Here is a 20331-nt window from a genome sequence, read left to right as displayed (position 1 = left end):
AGGCGATGAAGCTCGCTTACCTGCGCACGGTGAGGCGGTCAAGCACGCCGCACGCCGTGATCGCCGGAAGCGGAGCCGGCCCACGACGAGGCGCGCGGAGAAAAGCGGGAAGGGTGCGCGGCATCGCCCTTGCGTCGTGTTTGTCACCGCGGTTATGTCGGAGAACCGTACGAGGACCTCATGCGAATGTTTGACTCTCGCAGGCGCCGGGGGCGCAGCATCGCGCTGCTGTTCGGGCTCGCTGCCACCACGCTCTCCGCGGCCGCGACCGCGCAAACCTTCCCCGCCGCCGCGACGTGGGCGCCGCTCACGCGCCTCGACGCCGGCTCGGGCCTGCACGTGCCGATCGGCGACGTCTCCGGGGATGCGACCGGCCCGCGCGACATCGTGGGGAACGCGGCGAACCCCGTGGCGTACGTGCACGCCGACGGCACGCACCTCTACTTCCGCCTGCGCGTCAACGCGACGGCTCTCGTCACGTCGACGAACTTCGACAACATTTCGAGCTTCGGGTGCGTGATCGACGCGAACGCCGACGCCACGAACTTCGAGTTCAGCGCGATCGTCGACGGCATCTCGTCGCCGGACGCCGTGCGCTTTTATGTGAACACGACCCAGCAAACGGCGGGCTCGCCGTCCGACACGCCCGAGGTGATGGTGAAGGCCTACCTCGGCCCGCTGCAGGTCGGGCAGCCGGGCTACGGATATGCGCGGCAGGTCGCGGCGACCACCGTGTTCCCGATCGCGGCGCCGGACGCTGATTTCTTCGTCGACTGGGCCGTCGAGAAATCGCTGCTCCAGGCCGCGGGGGTCGGAGACGCGACGCCGCTCCGTTTCGCGTGTGGAACCGGGGCGAGCGCCTCCACGTTGACGACCGATTTCACGGACGCCCCGAACCTCACGGCCCTGCTCAGTGATCCGTTCTTCTGCGGCGGATCGGGCTGCATCCCGCAGACGTGCGCCGACTACGGAAAGCCCTGCTCCGCCGGGATCGGCGGCTGCGCGGTGACGGGATCGTACTACTGCACCGCGGCGGGCGTGGCCGTGTGCGACGCGTTCTCGGGCGAACCCTCGGAGGAGACGTGCAACGCGATCGACGACGACTGCAACGGCGTGGTCGATGACGGAAACCCCGAAGGCGGCGCCGCCTGCGTGACGGGCTTCGCCGGCGTGTGCAGCGCGGGCACGGAGAATTGTCTCTCCGGCGTGGTCCAGTGCACGCCGAACGTGGCGCCGGGCTCGACCCCCGAGACGTGCAACACGCTCGACGACGATTGCGACGGCCAGACGGACGAAGGGTTCCAGCTCGGGATGAGCTGCAACGTGGGGCTCGGCGTCTGCGCGGCCTCGGGCGTCAGGGTCTGCGACGGGCAAGGCGGCGCGACCTGCAACGCGACGCCGGGCACGCCGGGAACCGAGACGTGCAACGGGCTCGACGACGATTGCAACGGCTTCGCCGACGACGGCGATCCGGGCGGCGGGTTGCCTTGCGTGACCGGCTTCGATGGCGTTTGCAGCGTGGGGATCACGGCCTGCGCGTCGGGCAGCGTGGCCTGCGTGCCGGCCGTCCTGCCGGGCGAGCAGCCCGAGACGTGCAACTTCGCGGACGACGATTGCGACGGCCAGGAGGACGAGGGGCTCAACCTCGGCGCGTTGTGCGTCGAGGGCATCGGCGCCTGCGCGGTCGAGGGCTCGATCGTGTGCACCCCGCAGGGCGACGCGGCGTGCAACGCCGTCGCCGGGACGCCGACCGATGAGGTCTGCGGCAATGCGATCGACGAGGATTGCAACGGCGCGCTCGACAACGGCTGCCCCGACACGGACGGCGACGGGCTGATCGACGCGATCGAGCAGCAGATCGGGACCGACCCGGCGGACGCCGACAGCGACGACGACGGCCTGTCCGACGGCGACGAGCCGAGCGTCGGCGACGATACGGACGGTGACGGGCTCATCAACGGGCTCGACCCCGACAGCGACGACGACGGGCTCTACGACGGCACCGAGCTCGGCAAGGATTGCAGCGGGCCCGGCACGGACGTGGCCGCCGGCCATTGCAGGCCCGACGGGGACGCCGGGCTCACGACGACGGACCCGCTCGACGCGGATTCGGACAACGGCGGGGTGATGGACGGGTCGGAGGACGTGGACCTCGACGGCGTCGTCGACCCGAACGAGACCGACCCCACGGCGGGCCACGGCGCGGACGACGCGCAGACGAAGGATACGGACGGCGACGGGCTGAGCGACGGGCTCGAAGAGACGATCGGCACGAACCCGAACGACGCCGACAGCGACGACGACGGCCTGCTCGACGGCGACGAGCCGAACCCCGCCGACGACACGGACGGCGACGGGCTCGTGAACACGCTCGATCCGGACAGCGACGACGACGCGCTCTTCGACGGCACGGAGTCCGGGAAGAACTGCTCGCACCCCGCGACGAACCCGGCCGCGCAGAACTGCCGGCCCGACGCCGACAACGGGACCCTGACGACCTCACCGGTCGATCGGGACACCGACAGCGGCGGCGTGAGAGACGGGGCCGAGGATCGCAACCTGAACGGTCGGATCGACATCAACGAGACGGATCCGACCGAGGGCAACGCGCCGGACGACAACCAGCCCTCGAACCTGGACAACGACGGCGACGGGCTGACGAACCAGCTCGAGGCGTTCCTCGGCTCGAACCCGAACGACGCCGACAGCGACGACGACGGCGTGCTCGACGGCGACGAGTCGAACCCGTCGGACGACACGGACGGCGACGGCAAGATCAACGTCCGCGACTCGGACAGCGACGGCGACGGGCTCTTCGACGGGACCGAGGTCGGCAACGATTGCTCGCACCCGTCAACGAACCCCGCAGCAAACGCGTGCCGCGCCGACGCCGACATGGGCGCGACGCGCACCTCGATGGTCGATCCGGACAGCGACGACGGCGGCGTGAGCGACGGCGACGAGGACAAGAACAAGGACGGCGCGATCGATCCGGGCGAGACGAACCCGACGAAGGGCAACGGCGAGGACGATCCGCTCGACAGCGACGGCGACGGCCTGCTCGACAAGGTGGAGCTGATGCTCGGCACCGATCCGTTCGACGCCGACTCGGACGACGACGGCGTCCCCGACGGGGAGGAGCCGAACCTCGGCGAGGACACGGACGGCGACGGGCTCATCAACGCGCTCGATCCGGACAGCGACAACGACGGGCTGCCGGACGGGCTGGAGATGGGCAAGGGCTGCAGCAACCCGGACACCGACCCGTCCGCAGGGAAATGCATCCCCGACGGCGATAACGGCGCGACGAAGACCGATCCGCTCGACTGGGACACGGACGACGGCGGCGCGAGCGACGGGGCCGAGGACAAGGACAAGGACGGTGTCATCGACCCCGGCGAGACGGACCCGACCGCAGGCCACGGCGCCGACGATCCGCCGGACACGGACGGCGACGGGATCTTCGACGTCGACGAGGAGGTGCTCGGGACCGATCCGAACGACGCGGACACGGACGACGACGGCGTGCGCGACGGCGACGAGCCGAGCTTCGGCGCGGACACGGACGGCGACGGGCTCATCAACGCGCTCGATCCGGACAGCGACAACGACGGGCTCTTCGACGGCACGGAGCTCGGCCTCGATTGCACGGATCCGGCAACGAACATCGCAGCAGGTCATTGCGTGGCCGACGCGGACGCAGGGCTCACGACGACGGATCCGCTCGACTGGGACACGGACGACGGGACCGTGAGTGACGGCTCGGAGGACTACAACCTCGACGGCAAGATCGATCCGGGCGAGACGAACCCGACGGCCGGCAACGGCGCCGACGACGTGGGCGTGACGGACACGGACGGCGACGGGCTCTCGGACGAGCTCGAGGACACGATCGGCACCGATCCGCTCGACGCGGACAGCGACGACGACGGCGTGATCGACGGGCAGGAGCCAAACCCGACCGTCGACACGGACGGCGACGGCACGATCAACGCGCTCGATCCGGACAGCGACGACGACGGGCTCTTTGACGGGACCGAGATGGGCAAGGATTGCAGCTCGCCGGCCACGGATACGGCCGCGGGCACCTGCATCGCGGACGCCGACATGGGCGCGACGACGACGTCGCCGCTCGATCCGGACACGGACAAGGGCGGCGTGTCCGACGGCGACGAGGACACGAACGGCAACGGCGTGGTCGATCCAGGTGAGATCGATCCGAACGACGGGAGCGACGACGCGACGAAGCTCGACTCGGACGGCGACGGGCTGACGGATGCCGAGGAGATGCAGATCGGCACGGATCCGTTCGACGCCGACTCGGATGACGACGGCGCGTCGGACGGCGCGGAGCTCGACGTCGGGGTCGACACGGACGGCGACGGGCTCATCAACGGGCTCGATCCGGACAGCGACAACGACGGGCTCTTCGACGGGACCGAGCTCGGCTTCGATTGCTCGGGGCCAGGGACGAACCCGATGGCCGGCAACTGCATCCCCGACGGCGACAAGGGCGCGACGAAGACCGATCCGCTCGACGCCGACACGGACGACGGCGGCGTGAGCGACGGTCTGGAGGACAAGGACAAGGACGGCGTCGTGGACGCAGGCGAGACGAACCCGCTCGATCCGTCGGACGACATCGTGGAGCCGAAGCCCTGCGCGACGGACGACGAGTGCGGCGGCGCGAACAGTGGTCAGATCTGCGTCGAGGGCTCGTGCACGGAGGGCTGCCGCGGCGAAGGTGGCAACGGTTGTCCGACGGGCGAGGTGTGCACGTCGACGAACACCGCGCCTGGGCAATGCGTGTCGGAGGACGACGCGGTGCGCCTGGCGGGCGGCGGCTGCGCCTGCACCACGGGGCAAACCGAAGGCACGCCGGGCGGCGTGGCCCTCGCCCTCATGGCGGTGGGCGCGCTCGCCGTGCGCCGGAAGCGGCGCGCCGCTTGACCGGGCCTCACCCCGTCCCCTCTTCTTTTTTAGAGGGGGCGGGGGGGAGGGCGTTTTTCAGCCTGGGGCGAGCTCCAGGAGCGAGTGGTAAATCCCCAGCCGTTCGTGCGTCGTCTGGAGCTCGAGCCCCTCCTCGCGGGCGAGCGCGAGGATGTCTTCGGCGCGGTACATCCGGCTGTTGCCGTTCGCGATCGCCGTGAAATAGGGCGATGTGTTGATCAGGCAATAGGCGGCCGCGTCGAAGCGCTGCGTGTCCCAGAACGTATCGAGGATCCAGAGCCGCCCCCCGGGGCGCAGCGCGCGCCTGGCGCGGCGCAGGATGGTCCTCACCTCGTCCTCCGAGAAACAAACGAGAAATTGGCTCATCCAGACCGCGTCGAAGCCCGAGGGCAGCTCGGCGTGGGGATCGAGCACGTCCACGGGGCAGGGCACGGCGCGGTCGCCGAGGCCTTTTTCGCGCAGGTTCTGCATGGCCATTTCGAGCTGGCCGGGAAGGTCGACCAGCGTGGCGCAGAGCTCGGGCGACCGCGCGAGGCAAAGGGATGCCCATTTGCCGGTATTGCAGCCGATATCGAGCATGGTTTGCGGCTGCCGTTCGAGCACGATCCGGCTCGCTGCGGGGAATGCTGCGTCCGAGTAGAAATGGTCGAAGCGCAGCCAGGCGCTTTTGGCGTTCTCGGGCAGGTGCGCGAGCGCCTCGTAGACCGTCTTCCATTCGCCGAAGACGCGCAGCCCCGCGGGCTCACCGAGCCTCAGCGCGTCCTCCAGCTTGTGCATGCCGAGGTAACAGACCTCGTGGACGAACTCCATGTTCACGGCCGTCATCTCGTCGCGGCGGATGAAGGCGCCGAGCGTGGTGATGACGAATTTTCCGTTGTCATAGGCCACGAGATCCGCCGAGAGCCCGCATTCGAGCAGGACGGTCGCGGCGTAGATCGAAAGGCCCGTCTTCGTGGCTGCCTCGGCCGCCGTCATCCCCTCGGCCCCGCGGTCCTCGACGGCTTCGAGCAAACCTGTCGATCGCAAGAGGCGCGTGGCCTGGAACACGATCGGCGCGAAGGCGATCCGTTGGGCGTCAAAGCGAGTTTCCAGGCCGGTTTTGTCGTGACCGAAGCGTTTGTGTAGCACCACCTTCACCTCCGCGGGGGAGCCGCATCATGCCCGGGACGGAGGAAAAGTCCCACGATAACTTTACGTCGAGGCGCGTGTCGTCGCGGTGTGGGTGAGGACCGTTGCCCTCAATTGCGGGGTCTTGTCCTCATTTCGAGGTGGTAACCAGGCAGTGCACGCGCAAGAAGCCGGCGCATTTCACGTTCTCGTTCGGTTCAGGGGTTGTGATATGTGTCCCTGACGATAGCCACGAACCCCTGTCCGAGGGAGAACACATGAAATCGAGCGGTAAATTGGGGCACAAACGGATGGTGAGCGGTGTCGCTCTCGTCGTGGGCTTCCTGGGGCTCTCCGTGCCCGCCACGGCGCGCGCGCAGACGTTCCCGTCCGATGCGTCGTGGGTCGCGCTTACGCGCACGGATCCGATGACGGGCACGACGGCGCCGCTCGGCGATCCCGAAGGCGATACCGCCGGCGCGCGCGACATCGTCGGCAATGAGCAATTCCCGCTCGCCTACGTGTACAGCGACGCGACCCATTATTACTTCCGGATGCGGATCGACGAGTCGGTCCTGCAAAATGCGACGAACTTTTTGTCGTTCGGCTGGGGGTGCGTGATCGATACGGACGACGATCCGAGCGATTACGAGTACAGCACGCTCGTCAACGGCGTCTCGAACCCGGACGAGGTGCGGCTCTGGGCCAATACGACGCAGCAGACGCCGAACGATCCGGGCGATCCGCCGGAGATGTTGCTCAATACGTATCTCGGTCCGCTGGTGATGGGCGCGGAGGGCTTCGGGTACGCGCGCGAGGTGTCTGCGGGGTCGAACTTCCCGCTCGCGCCGATGACGCCGACCGAGGATTTCTTCATCGACTGGGCCGTCGAGCGGAACGCGCTCATCGCCGCGGGCGTGAGCCTCGAGCAGCCGCTGCGCCTCGCCTGCGGCACGGCCGCGAACGGCTCGTTTCTCTCGCATGATTTCACGGGCCCGGAGAACCTGCCCGATCTGCTCAGCGATCCGGTGAGCTGCGGCGCCGGGGGCTGCATTCCGCAAAATTGCATGGGCGCTGGGGAGGCGTGTTCCGCGGGCGTGGGCGCGTGCCTCGTGACGGGCATCTTCCTCTGCAACGCGGAGAACGAGCCGGTCTGCAACGCGGTCCAGGGCGAACCGGGGACGGAGGCCTGCGGCGACGGCCTCGACAACGATTGCGATGGCACGGTCGACAACGGCTGCCCCGACACCGACGGCGACGGCATCCCCGACGGCCAGGAAGTCGCCGTTGGCACCGATCCGAACGACGCCGACACGGACGACGACGGCATCCCCGATGGCGAGGAGCCGGCCGCGTTCGTGGATTCGGACGGCGACGGGCTCATCAATGCGCTCGATCCGGACAGCGACAACGACGGCCTCTTCGACGGCACCGAGGTCGGCAATGCATGCAATGCGCCGGGGGTCGATCCCGCGGCGGGCCATTGCGTGCCCGACGGCGACATGGGCACGACGAAGACGAACCCGATCGACGCCGACACGGACGACGGCGGCGTGTCCGACGGCGCGGAGGACAAGGACCGCGACGGCGCGGTCGACGCCGGCGAGACGAACCCGACGAGCGGCAACGGCGCGGACGATGGGGGGAACACGGATACGGACGGCGACGGGCTGAGCGACGGGTTCGAGACGGGCATCGGGACGGATCCGAACGACGCCGACAGCGATGACGACGGCCTGCTCGACGGAGAGGAGCCGAACCCGACGCTCGATTCGGACGGCGATGGTCTCCTCAATCCGCTCGATCCGGACAGCGACAACGACGGCCTCGCCGACGGCACCGAGGCCGGCAAGGATTGCTCGAACGCGGGGACGAACCCCGCGGCCGGCAACTGCGTGCCCGACGGCGACATGGGCGCGACGACGACGTGGCCGATCGTCGCGGATACGGATCATGGCGGGGTGAGCGACGGCTCCGAGGACACGGACCTCGACGGCATGGTCGATGCGGGCGAGACCGACCCGACGACGGGCCACGGCGACGACGATGCGATGAACCCGGACAGCGACGGCGACGGGTTGAGCGACGGTCTCGAAGGAACCCTCGGCAGCAACCCGAACGACGCCGACAGCGACGACGACGGCGTGCCCGACGGCGAGGAGGCAAACCCGGCCGGCGACACCGACGGCGACGGCCTCAAGAACGTGCTCGATCCGGACAGCGACGGCGACGGGCTGAAGGACGGCACGGAGATGGGCAAGGATTGTTCGAACGCGGCGACGGACCCCGCGGCGAACAACTGCGTGCCCGACGGCGACATGGGCGCGACGACGACGTCGCCCGTGGATGCCGATACCGACGGCGGCGGGCTCTCCGACGGCGACGAGGACACGGACAAGGACGGCGTGGTCGACCCTGGCGAGACCGATCCGACGAAGGGCCACGGCGGCGACGACGACGGCGATCCCGACGACGACGACGACGGCCTGACGGACGACGAAGAGGCGACGATCGGGACCGATCCGAACGACGGCGACAGCGACGATGACGGCGCGCTCGACGGCGAGGAGCCGAGCCCCGACCTCGATACCGACGGCGATGGGCTCATCAATGCCCTGGATCCGGACAGCGATGGGGATGGCCTCTTCGATGGGACGGAGCTCGGCAAGGATTGCTCGGCGGCGGGGACGAATGCAGGCGCCGGCCATTGCACGCCCGACGGCGACGGCGGCGCGACGACGACGGATCCGCTGGACGCGGACACCGACGGCGGCGGCGTGAGCGACGGCGAGGAGGACACGGACAAGGACGGCGTCGTGGATCCGGACGAGCGGGACCCGAATGACAAGTCCGACGACGTGCCGTCGCCGGAGGGGACCGTCCTCACGGGCCACGGCTTGATTTGCGCGGCTGGTCGCGGCGGCGAGAGCGGTCATGCGGCGCTCGTCGCGCTCGCGGCGATGGGGGCGCTCGTGATGCGCAGGAAGCGTCGTTAGCTCGACCTGAGCGTCTGAAATGAACGCGGGGAGCGGTCGGCGAAAGCCGGCGCGCTCCCCGCGCTCGTTTGGGGGCCTCTCCGTCAATCGACGGTCACAGGCATTCGTTCGAGATGCAATCCTTGCCGGCCGGGCAGGGGGTATCGAGGTCGCACTCGGGGTTGACCTCTTCGTTCGTCTTGCAGATGCCCTGATCGCAGGCGACGAAGCGGTTGTCGATGAGCTTGCAGGCGTTGAGGTTGGCGCAGGGGTAATGGCAGTAGCCATCCGCGCCGCACTGGGCCGCGCCGGGGCAGGGATCCTTGCCGGGGCCGCAGCCGGGGATGGGGGAGGGATCGGGGATGCAGCCGCCGGCCGTGCTGTCGCAGATCTCGCCGGCCGGGCAATCGGCGTGCGTCGTGCAGCCGGGCTCGCAGATGCCGTCGATGCAGGCCTCGCCGCTCGGGCAGGGTTTCTGCGGGCCGCACGCGGTCACGGGGTCGGCGACGCAGATGCCCTTGTCGCAGATGTATCCGGTTTCGCACGGGCTCTTGTCGTCGCAGCCGACCTCGCACTGGCCGTTCGCGCAGACCTTGCCGGGGCCGCATTCGTAGCTGTGGTTGCAGCCGACGAGGCAGAGGCCGTCCAGGCAGAGGGTGCCGGAGGGGCAATCGCTGTCGGCGTCGCAGGCGCAGGTGGTCACGTTCGGGTCACACGCGGGTTCGCCGCCGCCCTGGCCGCCCTGGCCACCTTGGCCGCCGCCGCCGCCCTGGCCCACGTTCGGCTCGGCGGGATGACAGCCGTAGCCGTCGCAGATCATGCAGTTTTCCCCACGCGCGTCGCACACGACGGTCGAGTCGGCGTCGGAGCAACCGCCGCAGCCGGTGCCGCTCACGGCGAGGAGGAGGAAGAAGGCGCTCGGGGCGAGGAGCTTGGCGAAGGATGGACGCAAGAACATGACAACCCTCCAGCGACGGACGCGCCGCAACGAGCGCGCGGGCGCCTGCTTATTCGTACCACGCGAGTGCTTAACACGCACCGTGCCACCGTCTTACGTTGCTTGGGGCGCGGCTTCGCGAGGAGCTGTGAACGCCGGGCCACGCGGCCCGGTGTGCATACGTTCACGTGGAGGGAGTCGCGGGAGCGTCCACGGGAGACGGCGGACGCTCTTCGGGGAAACGTGGCGTCAAGAAATGACGCCGAACTTTTTACCGACTTTTTCGAATGCTTCGAGGGCGCGATCGAGGTGATGGCGCTCGTGCGTCGCCATGTAGCTCGTGCGCAGGACTTGCTGCTTCGGGGGGACGCCGGGCGTGATGAATGGGTTCACGTAGATCGAGTGCTCGTCGAGCAGCGTCTTCCACATCATCACGGTGCGCAGGTCGTCGCGGATGTAAATCGGGATCACGGCCGTCTCGGTCTTGCCGAGCTCGAAGCCGAGGCGGCGCAGCTCGTTCCGCATGTACGTGAAGTTCTCGCGCAGCTTGTCCTGCCGCTCGGGCTCCGCCTGCATCACCTCGAGCGCGGCCATCGCGGCGGCCACGCTCGGGGGCGCGGCGCTCGCGGCGAAGAGGAAGCTATAGGCAAAGTGCTGGATGTAATCGAGCACCTTGCGTTCGCCGACGAGCCAGCCGCCGATCGAGGCGAGCGATTTCGAGAATGTCCCGCCGATGAGGTCGACCTGGTCCGCGACGCCGAAATGGGCGGCCGTGCCGCGGCCGCCGGGCCCGATCACGCCGAGCGCGTGCGCGTCGTCCACGAGGAGCCGCGCCTTGTGCTTCTTCACCACCGCGGCGATGCCCGGCAGGTTCGCGATTTCGCCCTGCGCGCTGAAGACGCCGTCCGTGATGACGAGCGCGCCTTCGCTCGTGTCGAGCTCGGAGAGGGCCTGGTCGAGGGCCTCGGGATCGTTGTGCCGGTAGCGCACCATGCGCGCGCCGGCGGCCTGGCCGAGGCGGACGCCGTCGTAGATGGAGGCGTGGTCGTCCTTGTCGATGACGGCGACGCTCTTCTTGTTGGAGAGCAGCGCGCTGATCGTGGCGATGTTGACCTGGTAGCCCGTGGTGAACACGAGCCCGGCTTCCTTGCCGTGGTAGGCCGCGAGCTTCTCTTCGAGCTCGTTGTGCAGGCGCATCGAGCCGTTCACCAGGCGCGAGCCGGTCATGCTCGTGCCGTACTTGTCGATCGCTTGCTTCGCGGCTTCGCGGACCTTGGGGTGCGTGGTCAGCCCGAGGTAGTTGTTCGAGCCGAGCATGATGACCTGGCGGCCTTCGAGCTGCGCTTCCGGCCCGTTGTTGAAGTCGAGCGGGCGGAAGAACGGGTAGACGCCCATGGCGCGGGCGTTGTCCGCGGTCATGAACTTGTAACACTTCTCGAAGACGTCCCGGCCGCCGATGCGCGAGAGCGAGGTGCGCGACGCCATCTGCTGGGCGAGTTTTTCCTCCGCCGCGCTCCCGGGGCCCGCGGGCTTCGGCGCCTCGGAGCTCGCCGCTTCCCCGTTCGTCGGAGCATGCGCGGCGGCGCCGTTCGTCGCGGCGCCGTTCGTCGGAGCATGCGTGGCGGCGCCGTTCGTCGCGGCGCCGTTCGTCGGGGCTGCGGCGGACTTCGCTGCGCGCGCGGGGCTCTTCGCGGCCGCGCCGACGACGTCGTCGCCGCCGTCGAGGGCCGGATCGATCGTGGGCAGCGCGTGGCCGTTGAGGAGGATGCTCCAGGCCTCGGAGGCGCGCTCGGCGGCCGCTTCGAGCCGGCCTCGCGCGTCCATGAGGCCCGTCGCCACCTGCATCACGCGGTCGTTGCTGATGAGGCGCATCACGGCGCTGGAGGACGAGAGCTTCTTTCCCAGTCGATCGATCACGCTCATGAAAGGATCCTCGGCCCCCGCGGGGGTTTGGGGGTGCAGCTCGGCTTGCCGAGCGAAGCCCCCAAACGATGGCTGACGTGCGACCCGGGGGATACGGCTCGTGGAAGCCCCTGTCAATCGCGCCCCCAGTGCAACCGTTGCAGGGTAGCCACGAACCGTGTAGAAAAGTTTGCGAGGATCCATGCGTCGAGTCTTGGTCGTCGACGATGAAGAGAACTTGCGGGTCGTCGTTCGCTCCTTTCTGAAGCGCGACGGCTACGAGGTGGAGGTGGCGCCTGGGGTCGAGGAGGCGCTCGCGCTCCTCGAATCTTTCGGCCCGGACTTCATCCTCACGGACGTGCGGATGCCCCGGCTCGGAGGGCTCGATCTGCTCGCGACGCTGAAGGCGAAGGGCGATCCCGCGACGGTCATCGTGATGAGCGCGTACGGCAACGTCGACCTCGCCCTCGAGGCGATGAAGGCCGGCGCGTACGACTACATCCAGAAGCCGTTCAAGGCCGAGGAGCTCTTGCTCACGCTGCGCAAGGCCGAGGAGCGGGAGGCGCTGCGCCGGGAAAACCGCGCGCTCAAGCAGGAGATCCTGCGCGAGAGCACGTTCGAGGAGATCCTCGCGAAGAGCGCGAGCATGCAGGCGATCTTCAAGACGATCTCCAAGATCGCCGACTACAAGACCACGGTGCTCGTGATGGGCGAGAGCGGCGTGGGCAAGGAGCTCGTGGCGCGGGCCCTCCACCGGCGGAGCTCGCGGCGCGGCGGGCCGTTCGTCGCGGTGAACTGCGGGGCGATCCCCGAGAGCCTGCTCGAGAGTGAGCTCTTCGGCTACCGGCGCGGCGCCTTCACGGACGCGACCACCGACCGCGTCGGTCTCTTCGAACAGGCGAACCACGGCACGCTCCTGCTCGACGAGATCGGCGAGCTGCCCCTCTCGCTCCAGGTGAAGCTGCTCCGCGTGCTGCAGGAGGAGACGATCCGGAAACTCGGCGACTCGAAGGACATCAAGGTCGACGTGCGGATCATCGCCGCGACGCACCGCGACCTGCACGCCGAGACGCAAGCCGGCCGGTTCCGGGAGGATCTCTTTTATCGGATCAACGTCCTGCCGATCGGGATCCCGCCGCTCCGCGAGCGGCGCGAGGACGTGCCGCTGCTCGTCGAGCATTTCATGAACCGCAACAACGCGCGCTTCGGGACGAACATCCGCGCGCTCTCGCCCGAGGCGCGGCGCCTGCTCCTCGAGTACGGCTGGCCCGGCAACGTGCGCGAGCTCGAAAACACCATCGAGCGGGCCATGGTGCTCGCCGAGAAGGACAGCATCGAGGCCGACGACTTGCCCGAGCGCATCCGCGAGGCGCGTGATCCGATCCAGCTCCACCTGACGAGCGGGGAGCTCTCGATCAAGAAGACCGCGCGCGTCATCGAGGAGATCCTCATCCGCCGCGCGCTGCAGAAGACGAAGGGCAACCGCACGCGCGCCGCCGAGGTGCTGGAGATCAGCCACCGCGCGCTGCTCTACAAGATCAAAGACTACCGGATCGATCTGTGAGCTCCGCGCTCGGGCGCGAACCGACCTACGCGTCGAAGCGGCGGTTTTGTGCCATGGGATTGAAAGCGTCAGCGGACCGACACAGGCCCTGACACGTCGCGAAAAATTGGTTAGCTTTCGAGGGTGACGACCATGAAGGGTCCGCCCGGCGCAACGGGACCGACGCCGCCTTCGCCGGGGCGCGGGTCGTCGCGGCGAGCGTTTTCCGAGCTTCCTCCGAACAGCGAGCCCAAAGCCGCGCGGGAGCCCACGGCCCCGGCGACGAACCCGGACGACAAACCCGCGTCGGTGGCGAGCGGCAAGCGGTTTTTCTCGCCGCCCCCGCAGCGCGGGCCGACGCCGACGCCGCCTCCGCCGGCCGCGCGTCCGGCGAGCCCGGCCTCCGTGCCGCCGCCGCCGATGCCGGCGTCAGCGCACGGGCGCTCGACGCCGCTGCCGCCGTCACCCGTGGGGTTTTCCCGCGCCGCGACGCCGCCGCCGCCCTCGACCGCGCCACGCTCATGGGCCCCGTCGACGCAGCCGCGCCGCACGCCGCTCCCGGCGTCGTCGCCGCAAGGGCCGCGGGCGATCTCGACGATCCCGCCGCCGCCCACGTCGCCGCCGCCCTCGTCGATGGCGCACTCGACGTCGCGGCCGCCGGGGGCGCCCCGCGGACAATCGCTCCTCTCGGCGCGGCCGGCGGTGGATCCGGGGCTCGTGACGCCGGCGGCGCGGGTGCTCGACGAGCTCGTCGCGCTGGAGACGAACGAGCGGCTGCTCATCGTGCACGACCGGCAGAACGAGCCCGTGGCGCGCGCGTTCGAGCAGGTGGCGCTGGAGCGGCGGGCGCGCGTGGAGCGGATCGACGCGGAGGCGGTGGCGCTGCGGCCCTGGGGGCGTTGTCCGCAGGAAGTGCTCGCGGCGCTGCCGGGCGCAGACGTGACCTTGTTTGCCGCGACGTACGAGGAGGGGGAGTACGACGCGCGGCATGCGTTCGTCACGTTGGCCACGGCGAACCGCGCGCGGCACGTGCACATCGTGGGGACGAGCCGGCGCGCGTTCGTGAACAGCATGCTGGCGAGCTCCACGCGGGTCTTCGACCTCATCGGGGCGCTGCGCGATGCGGTGAGGCCGCATTCGAAGATCCAGGTGCGCTCGCAGGTGGGGACGTCGCTCGAAGTGGAGATGGCGCCGAACCTGCGCTGGTTCGCGAACGGCAGCACGATCCGCTCGGGCCAGTGGCTCAACGTGCCGTACGGCGCGCTCGTGACGTCGCCCGCGCAGGTGACGGGCACGTACGTGGTCGACGCGTCGATGGGCGGCGGGTACGGCTCGCGGCTCGGCTCGCTCTCGAGCCGGCCGATCCGGCTCACGTTCGACGGCGGGCGGGTGCAACGCGTGGAATGCCGGGACGCCGCGGTGAAAGCGTACGTCGAGAAATTCATCGGCGAAGCGATGGGCCACGATCGGGTGGGTCTGCTCTCTTTGGGGGCGAACATCGGGATCGCGGCGCCGCTCGGCGAGCTCATCCACGACGAGAACATGCCGGGCGTGCACCTCGCGCTCGGAGAGAACTTCGCGGCGCGGACGGGCGCGCTCTGGACGTCGCACGGCCAGCTCTCGTTCGCCGCGTCCGACACGGACGTCGACCTGGACGGCGAGCCGCTCATTCGCCACGGGCGGTACGTGCGATTGGTATAGCCTTGCGCACTTCCCCGACGGGGGCTACGCCGCTTGGCCGTCATTCCTGACAACGATTGGGGCTGCGCTCGGACAAGCCGAGCTACGCCCCAAGCCTCAACAACGATTGGGGCTGCGCTCGGACGAGCCGAGCTACGCCCCAAACCCCAGTTGCAACGGGTCGAAGAAGCTCAGCCATGAGGAAAAACTACGTCCTCGACGCCAACGTCCTCCTCCACGACCCGCACGCGATCTTCAAGTTCGAGGACAACGACCTGATCATCCCGATCTACGCGATCGAGGAGATCGATCAGTTCAAGCGGGAAGGCAGCGAGCGGGGGCGCAACGCGCGCACGATCGCGCGGCTGCTCGACGGCCTGCGTAGCTCCGCGGGCGCGCTCTCCGTGGGCGTGCCGCTCGATCGTGGGGGCTCGCTCCGCATCGCGATCCCGGAGCGGCGGCCGAATGCGCTCGTGGGGCTCGATTCGAAGTCGCAGGACCTCGCGATCCTGCAGGTGGCGATCGACGTCCGCGACAAGGACAAGGGCAAGCCGACGATCTTCGTCACGATGGACACGAACCTGCGCATCCGAGCGGACGCGCTGGGGATGACGTCGGAGACGTACGAGAGCCAGAGCGCGCCCGATACCGAGAATGAGCTGTCGGTGCTCGAGGTCGAGGTGCCGGGGACCGACGTGGACCTGTTTTTCCAGAACGGGTTCGTCGCGGCACCCCACCCCTCGGCGCTCTACCCGAACGTGGGCGTGCTCCTGCGGGACGCGGCGAGCACGACGCACACGGCGCTCGGGCGGTACGACGCTTCGAAGGGGCAGGTCGTGTCGCTGCGCACGCCGCGCGACGGGGTGATGGGCGTGCGACCGCGCAACAAGGAGCAGGCGTATGCGCTGGATCTCTTGCTCGACGACACGATCCGGCTGGTGACGCTGATCGGCAAGGCGGGCACGGGCAAGACGCTGCTGGCGCTGGCGGCGGGGCTCAAGCGGACGGTGGAGGACGGCGTTTACTCGCGGATGCTCGTGAGCCGCCCGGTGATGCCGCTCGGCCGGGACCTCGGGTTCTTGCCGGGCGACGTCGACGAGAAGCTGAACCCGTGGATGCAGCCGATCTTCGACAACCTCGAGTTCCTGTTCACGAGCGGCGCGGCGCGCGGCAAGAACGCGGACGGGCGCGGGTTCGTGCAGCTCCTGGAGAGCGGGATCGTGCAGGTCGAGCCGCTCACGTACATCCGCGGCCGGAGTTTGCCGCATCAATACCTCATCGTGGACGAGGCGCAGAACCTCACGCCGCACGAGGTGAAGACGATCATCACGCGCGCGGGCGAGGGGACGAAGATCATCCTGACGGGCGATCCGCAGCAGATCGACAACCCGTACGTGGATCACGCGTCGAACGGGCTCAGCGTGGTGGCGGATAGGTTCAAGCAAGAGCAGATCGCCGGGCACGTCGTGCTGGCGAAGGGCGAGCGCAGCGAGCTCGCGGAGCTCGCGGCGAACCTGCTGTAGGGGCTGTGTCGCGCGCGTCTGTCCCTCTCTCGTTGCCTTGGATCTCGGACGCGGGGAGCGCGCTCGTGCAGGCGGCCGCGCGCGTGCGCATGATCATGTGCACGACGCCGACGAACCTGCGGGCGGAGCTCGACCGGCTGGGCCGCGCGTGGGCGCGGGGTGATCACGAGCTGCCGCGGTTTTCGCACGAGCCGGCGCCCGATCACGAGGGCCTCGTGCGCGCGCTCGGGGAGCTCGCGGCGTTCCTGGACAACGAGGGGCCGCTCGGCATGGTGTACGCGGGGCGGGCCCGGGAGATCGCGGCGGAGGCGACGGTTTGCTCGGCCGTCGGGACGAAAGGGTTATGGGCCGCGGCGCGGAAAAGGTTTGGCCGGCGCGACCTTTATGACGACGCGGCGGACGACCTCGCGCGGCGCTGGCTTTCAGAGCCGCCTCCACGCGCGTCGGCGTCGGAGGAGGAGGCGCCCCTTCGCAGCGACGACGAGGCGGAGGAAGGGTCGCTGCTCGTGCGGATGCGCGCGGAGATCGGGGCGCGGCGGCTGCCGTTTCGGGTGGTCGTGGTGCGGGATCTCTCGTCGCTCGCGGCGACGGGCGAGGGGGTCGTGCAGGTCGCGGCGGGGCGGGCCATGACACGGGCCGACGTGGAGCGGACGGTGCTCCACGAGATCGAGGGGCACGTGCTGCCGCGGTGCCGGGCGGCGGGGATGTCGCTCGGGATTTTCGTGATCGGGACGCAAAACGGCGCGGATGATCAGGAAGGGCGCGCGCTTTGGCTCGAGCGGCGCGCGGGGGCGCTCGTGGGCGGGCGGCGGTATGAGCTCGCGTTCCGGCACGTGGCGGCCCGAAAGCTCGAAGCGGGGGCCGATTTCGTGGAGGCGGCGCGGCTGTTGCTCTCGTACGGGGCGAGCTTGCCGGACGCGCTCCGGATCACGGCGCGGGTGTATCGCGGGGGCGGGCTCGGGCGCGAGGTCGTGTATTTGCCGGCGCTGCTCCGCGTGGAGGCGGCGCTCGCGGTGGATCCGGCGCTCGACGGGGTGCTCGGCGCGGGGCGCGTATCGGTGGACGCCGCAGCCGTGCTCCGGCCATTTGCGTCTCGTTCGGGGACGTGACCCGGACCTACCCGGTGACGTCGGGTCAGGGCTTCTTGACGGCCTCGGCAGGTGCCGTTCCCATGAAGCCGCATTCGCCCGAGCACGAGAGCGTCACGGTCCCCGTCGCCGGCACCGAGGCGAAGCTCAACTCGAAAGCTCGATCGACATACGTGCAAAAGGATTGACCATCAATCTCGTAGCAGTCATTGGAGATCTCCTTCACACCTTGGAGTGTGCAGGTGGCTGGGAGGAACTTCGATTTGTAGCCTTCGGCCTTCGGCGTCCCACAGTCGTCCGTGACGACGATTTCGAACGGACCAATGGTCTCATCAGGGATCCACCCATCCACCGGCCCTGTCTCGACGACCGTGTAGTGGCCGAGCGGATCACAATCCGCGCTGGGTTCGAATGCCGGACAACTGCTCCCACCACCCGCGCCCGTGCCGCCAGCGCCCGTGCCGCCAGCGCCCGTACCGCCAGCCCCAGTACCGCCAGCGCCCGTGCCGCCGGCGCCTCCTCCACCCATACCTCCGACACCGTCGCTCGTCGTGGGTTCGTCGCCCCCGCCCACCACATCGACAGGAATGCACCCCGCGACGAGCACGAGGCTCGCGCCCCAGAGAGAAGCCATCCGCCGTAGAACGTCTCGCATAGCGGGAATGGCAGGCAACCGTCGTGCCACGCATGATATGCGCCGCGATCCGCAGAACGGGGCCCTCTGCCCGTCGAATGGCTCGGTTTGTGGCGCGGACTGGCACACACTTGGCGCCTCGACGTCCTCCGCGGGGGGCGCCTTTTGCAGCCTTCCAACGCGGGCGCCGCGTGACCCGGGCATATCGGATCTGCTAGCGTCACGGAAGGGCTTATCCTTTTCGTGAAATGAGGTGACGCGTGTCCATCCTTCGCTTGCTCGGGTTCGTGGGGCTGTCGGCGGTTTTCGTGGGGTGTGGCAGCGAGGTCGCGGAGACCCCGTCCGGGGTCACGTTATGGGCGCACCGGTTCGGGCGCGCGAGCAACGTCGAGCCGGTGGGGCTCGCCGGGGTCGAATCGGGCGGCGTGGTCGTGGCGGGGCGCCATTACGGGGACGTGGACCTCGGCGGAGGTATGCTGCCGGCCCCGGGGAACAACTATCAAGCGTACGTCGCGCGGTACGACGGGGAAGGAAAGCACGTCTACAGCCGCTCGTTCGGCGACGGATTCGCGGAGATGTCGAACGACGTCGCGGTCTTGCCGGACGGGTCGGCGTTCATCGCGGGCGCGTTCACCTTTTCGTTTGATCTCGACGGCATCACGCTCCCGTACGACGGGATCGACGACGCCTTCGTGGCGAAGCTCGATCCGGCGGGGAAGGTGGTGTGGGCGCAGGCGTTCGGCGGCGGGGGATCGCAGCGGGCGATGGCGATCGCCGCGATGCCGGACGGCGGCGCGATCGTCGCGGGACAGTTGTCGGGCGCGACGGATCTCGGCATTGGGAATCCGCAGGACTATCTCTTCGGCGTATTCGTGATACGGCTCGACGCGAAGGGCACGCCTTCGTGGGTGCAGGTGCTCCGGGGTGGGAATGGATTCGTGAGCGTGGAGGATATCGCGGTGCAGGGCGATACCATCGCGGTGGTGGGGAATTCTGGGGCGTCCTCGCTCGACGTGGGCCCGGGCATCGAGCTCGCGACGGTGGGGTATGAAGGGTTCGTTGTGGCGTACGATTTCGATGGCAATCCCATATGGGCCCGGAGGGTGGGCGTCGCGGAGTTCGACCCTACGGTGCGAAGCGTCGCGTTCACGGGTGACGGAGGGCTCGTCCTGACGGGGGAGGCCGGGGGAAACGTCGATTTCGGCGGGGGTGTCTTGCCCGTGGAGAGCGAATTCGATGCCAATACGTATCTCCTGGAGCTCGACGCGGCCTCGAATCACCGGCGGAGCTTCCTCTACGGGGGCGAAGGCTACGATCGTGGGCAAGGGCTCGCGGTGACGGCCGGCGGGGGCGTGATCCTCACGGGGGAGATGATCGGGCGCATGTCGTTCGGCGAGGCGAGCCTCGCGTCGAACGAGGACGAGTACCTGGGGGATGTGTTCGTGGCGGAGCTCGACGCCGAGAGGAATCCGGTCTTCGCGCGGCGCTTCGGCGGCATGGAGCAGCAATCGGGGCAGCGGGTCGCGGTGGACGGGCAAGGGCGCGTGTACGTCGCGGGGACGGCGGTCGGCGTCGTGGACTTCGGGCACGGGCCGACCGAGGCCTCGGGCTACTACGAGACGTTCGTGGTCGCGTTCGCGCCCTGAGCATCGGGTCCAAGGCGCGCGGACGGCTCAGACCTGCAAGCCGACGATCCTGTCCGCCGGCACGACGACGCAGGCTGCTGCAAGTGCCCCTCAACCCGCAGAACATCACGCGGCGCCGCGGGGTCCGTGTTCCCAGGCTGCCCGTGATCGGAGTCCCCCCTCTTTGACATCGGAGTCGGCGAGCCCGTGATCGGAGTCCCCCCTCTTCGACATCGGAGTCGGCGAGCCCGTGATCGGAGTCCCCCCCCTTCGACATCGGAGTCGGCGAGCCCGTGATCGGAGTCCTCGCCCTTCGACATCGGAGTCGGCGAGCCCGTGATCGGAGTCCTCGCCCTTCGACATCGGA

12 protein-coding genes are annotated in these 20331 nt (G+C 69.1%); 7 read left to right on the top strand and 5 right to left on the bottom strand.

Annotation, left to right across the window (positions count from 1 at the left end; genetic code table 11):
• Nucleotides 1–180: 180 nt before the first annotated feature.
• Nucleotides 181–4950: a MopE-related protein gene (locus tag POL67_RS37715; protein ID WP_271925491.1), complete on the top strand. Its 4770-nt coding sequence runs from the start codon at nt 181–183 to the stop codon at nt 4948–4950.
• Between the two features lie 57 nt (nt 4951–5007).
• Here POL67_RS37715 and POL67_RS37710 read toward each other — a convergent pair whose 3' ends face one another.
• Entirely contained in the window at nt 5008–6078 is a 1071-nt protein-coding gene (locus tag POL67_RS37710) for a methyltransferase (protein ID WP_373372381.1), read from the bottom strand.
• 257 nt (nt 6079–6335) lie between these two features.
• Here POL67_RS37710 and POL67_RS37705 point away from each other — a divergent pair, with 257 nt between their 5' ends.
• Nucleotides 6336–9053, top strand: coding sequence for a hypothetical protein (locus POL67_RS37705; protein WP_271925489.1), 2718 nt, complete (start codon nt 6336–6338; stop codon nt 9051–9053).
• Between the two features lie 94 nt (nt 9054–9147).
• On the opposite strand, the gene POL67_RS37700 is transcribed toward POL67_RS37705, so the two are convergent.
• Complete coding sequence (locus POL67_RS37700; protein WP_271925488.1) at nt 9148–9990, bottom strand: hypothetical protein; 843 nt, start codon at nt 9988–9990, stop codon at nt 9148–9150.
• 228 nt (nt 9991–10218) lie between these two features.
• The gene (locus POL67_RS37695) at nt 10219–11892 is read right to left on the bottom strand and encodes an aminotransferase class I/II-fold pyridoxal phosphate-dependent enzyme (protein WP_271925487.1); all 1674 of its coding nucleotides are present in this window, start codon (nt 11890–11892) and stop codon (nt 10219–10221) included.
• A gap of 181 nt (nt 11893–12073) precedes the next feature.
• Between POL67_RS37695 and POL67_RS37690 the strand changes: the two genes are divergently transcribed.
• The gene (locus POL67_RS37690) at nt 12074–13435 is read left to right on the top strand and encodes a sigma-54-dependent transcriptional regulator (protein WP_271925485.1); all 1362 of its coding nucleotides are present in this window, start codon (nt 12074–12076) and stop codon (nt 13433–13435) included.
• 110 nt (nt 13436–13545) lie between these two features.
• Here the strand turns inward: POL67_RS37690 and POL67_RS37685 are convergent, their stop codons facing one another.
• Nucleotides 13546–14196 carry a hypothetical protein gene (locus POL67_RS37685; RefSeq protein WP_271925484.1) on the bottom strand — a complete coding sequence of 217 codons (651 nt, stop codon included), beginning with the start codon at nt 14194–14196 and terminating at the stop codon, nt 13546–13548.
• On the opposite strand from POL67_RS37685, the gene POL67_RS53900 reads away from it, so the two are divergent.
• From POL67_RS53900 to POL67_RS37670, 3 genes are all read left to right on the top strand, one after another.
• Nucleotides 14132–15115 carry an aminopeptidase gene (locus tag POL67_RS53900; protein ID WP_271925483.1) on the top strand — a complete coding sequence of 328 codons (984 nt, stop codon included), beginning with the start codon at nt 14132–14134 and terminating at the stop codon, nt 15113–15115. The two genes, POL67_RS37685 and POL67_RS53900, sit on opposite strands and share 65 nt — an antisense overlap.
• Before the next feature lie 176 nt (nt 15116–15291).
• Nucleotides 15292–16617 carry a PhoH family protein gene (locus POL67_RS37675; RefSeq protein ID WP_271925482.1) on the top strand — a complete coding sequence of 442 codons (1326 nt, stop codon included), beginning with the start codon at nt 15292–15294 and terminating at the stop codon, nt 16615–16617.
• Nucleotides 16618–16649: 32 nt separating this feature from the next.
• A complete protein-coding gene (locus POL67_RS37670; RefSeq protein WP_271925481.1) occupies nt 16650–17726 on the top strand; it encodes a tyrosine/phenylalanine carboxypeptidase domain-containing protein in 1077 nt (358 codons plus the stop codon).
• Nucleotides 17727–17751: 25 nt separating this feature from the next.
• On the opposite strand, the gene POL67_RS37665 is transcribed toward POL67_RS37670, so the two are convergent.
• Nucleotides 17752–18339: a hypothetical protein gene (locus POL67_RS37665; RefSeq protein WP_271925480.1), complete on the bottom strand. Its 588-nt coding sequence runs from the start codon at nt 18337–18339 to the stop codon at nt 17752–17754.
• A 260-nt stretch (nt 18340–18599) separates the two neighbouring features.
• On the opposite strand from POL67_RS37665, the gene POL67_RS37660 reads away from it, so the two are divergent.
• On the top strand, nt 18600–19985 hold the full coding sequence (locus tag POL67_RS37660; RefSeq protein WP_271925479.1) for a hypothetical protein: 1386 nt from the start codon (nt 18600–18602) through the stop codon (nt 19983–19985).
• Nucleotides 19986–20331: the final 346 nt, after the last annotated feature.

This window comes from Polyangium mundeleinium, assembly GCF_028369105.1.
Lineage (GTDB): Bacteria > Myxococcota_A > Polyangia > Polyangiales > Polyangiaceae > Polyangium > Polyangium mundeleinium.
Note: the sequence above shows the minus strand (reverse complement) of the source record. Positions and strands in the feature narration are given on the sequence as shown.

Bases quoted from the DNA above. Each gene is read 5' to 3' on its own strand.
- POL67_RS37715 (WP_271925491.1), top strand. From the start codon at position 181: ATGCGAATGTTTGACTCTCGCAGGCGCCGGGGGCGCAGCATCGCGCTG.
- POL67_RS37705 (WP_271925489.1), top strand. From the start codon at position 6,336: ATGAAATCGAGCGGTAAATTGGGGCACAAACGGATGGTGAGCGGTGTC.
- POL67_RS37700 (WP_271925488.1), bottom strand. From the start codon at position 9,990: ATGTTCTTGCGTCCATCCTTCGCCAAGCTCCTCGCCCCGAGCGCCTTC.
- POL67_RS37695 (WP_271925487.1), bottom strand. From the start codon at position 11,892: ATGAGCGTGATCGATCGACTGGGAAAGAAGCTCTCGTCCTCCAGCGCC.
- POL67_RS37690 (WP_271925485.1), top strand. From the start codon at position 12,074: ATGCGTCGAGTCTTGGTCGTCGACGATGAAGAGAACTTGCGGGTCGTC.
- POL67_RS37685 (WP_271925484.1), bottom strand. From the start codon at position 14,196: ATGAGCAGCCGCTCGTTCGTCTCCAGCGCGACGAGCTCGTCGAGCACC.
- POL67_RS37675 (WP_271925482.1), top strand. From the start codon at position 15,292: ATGAGGAAAAACTACGTCCTCGACGCCAACGTCCTCCTCCACGACCCG.
- POL67_RS37665 (WP_271925480.1), bottom strand. From the start codon at position 18,339: ATGGCTTCTCTCTGGGGCGCGAGCCTCGTGCTCGTCGCGGGGTGCATT.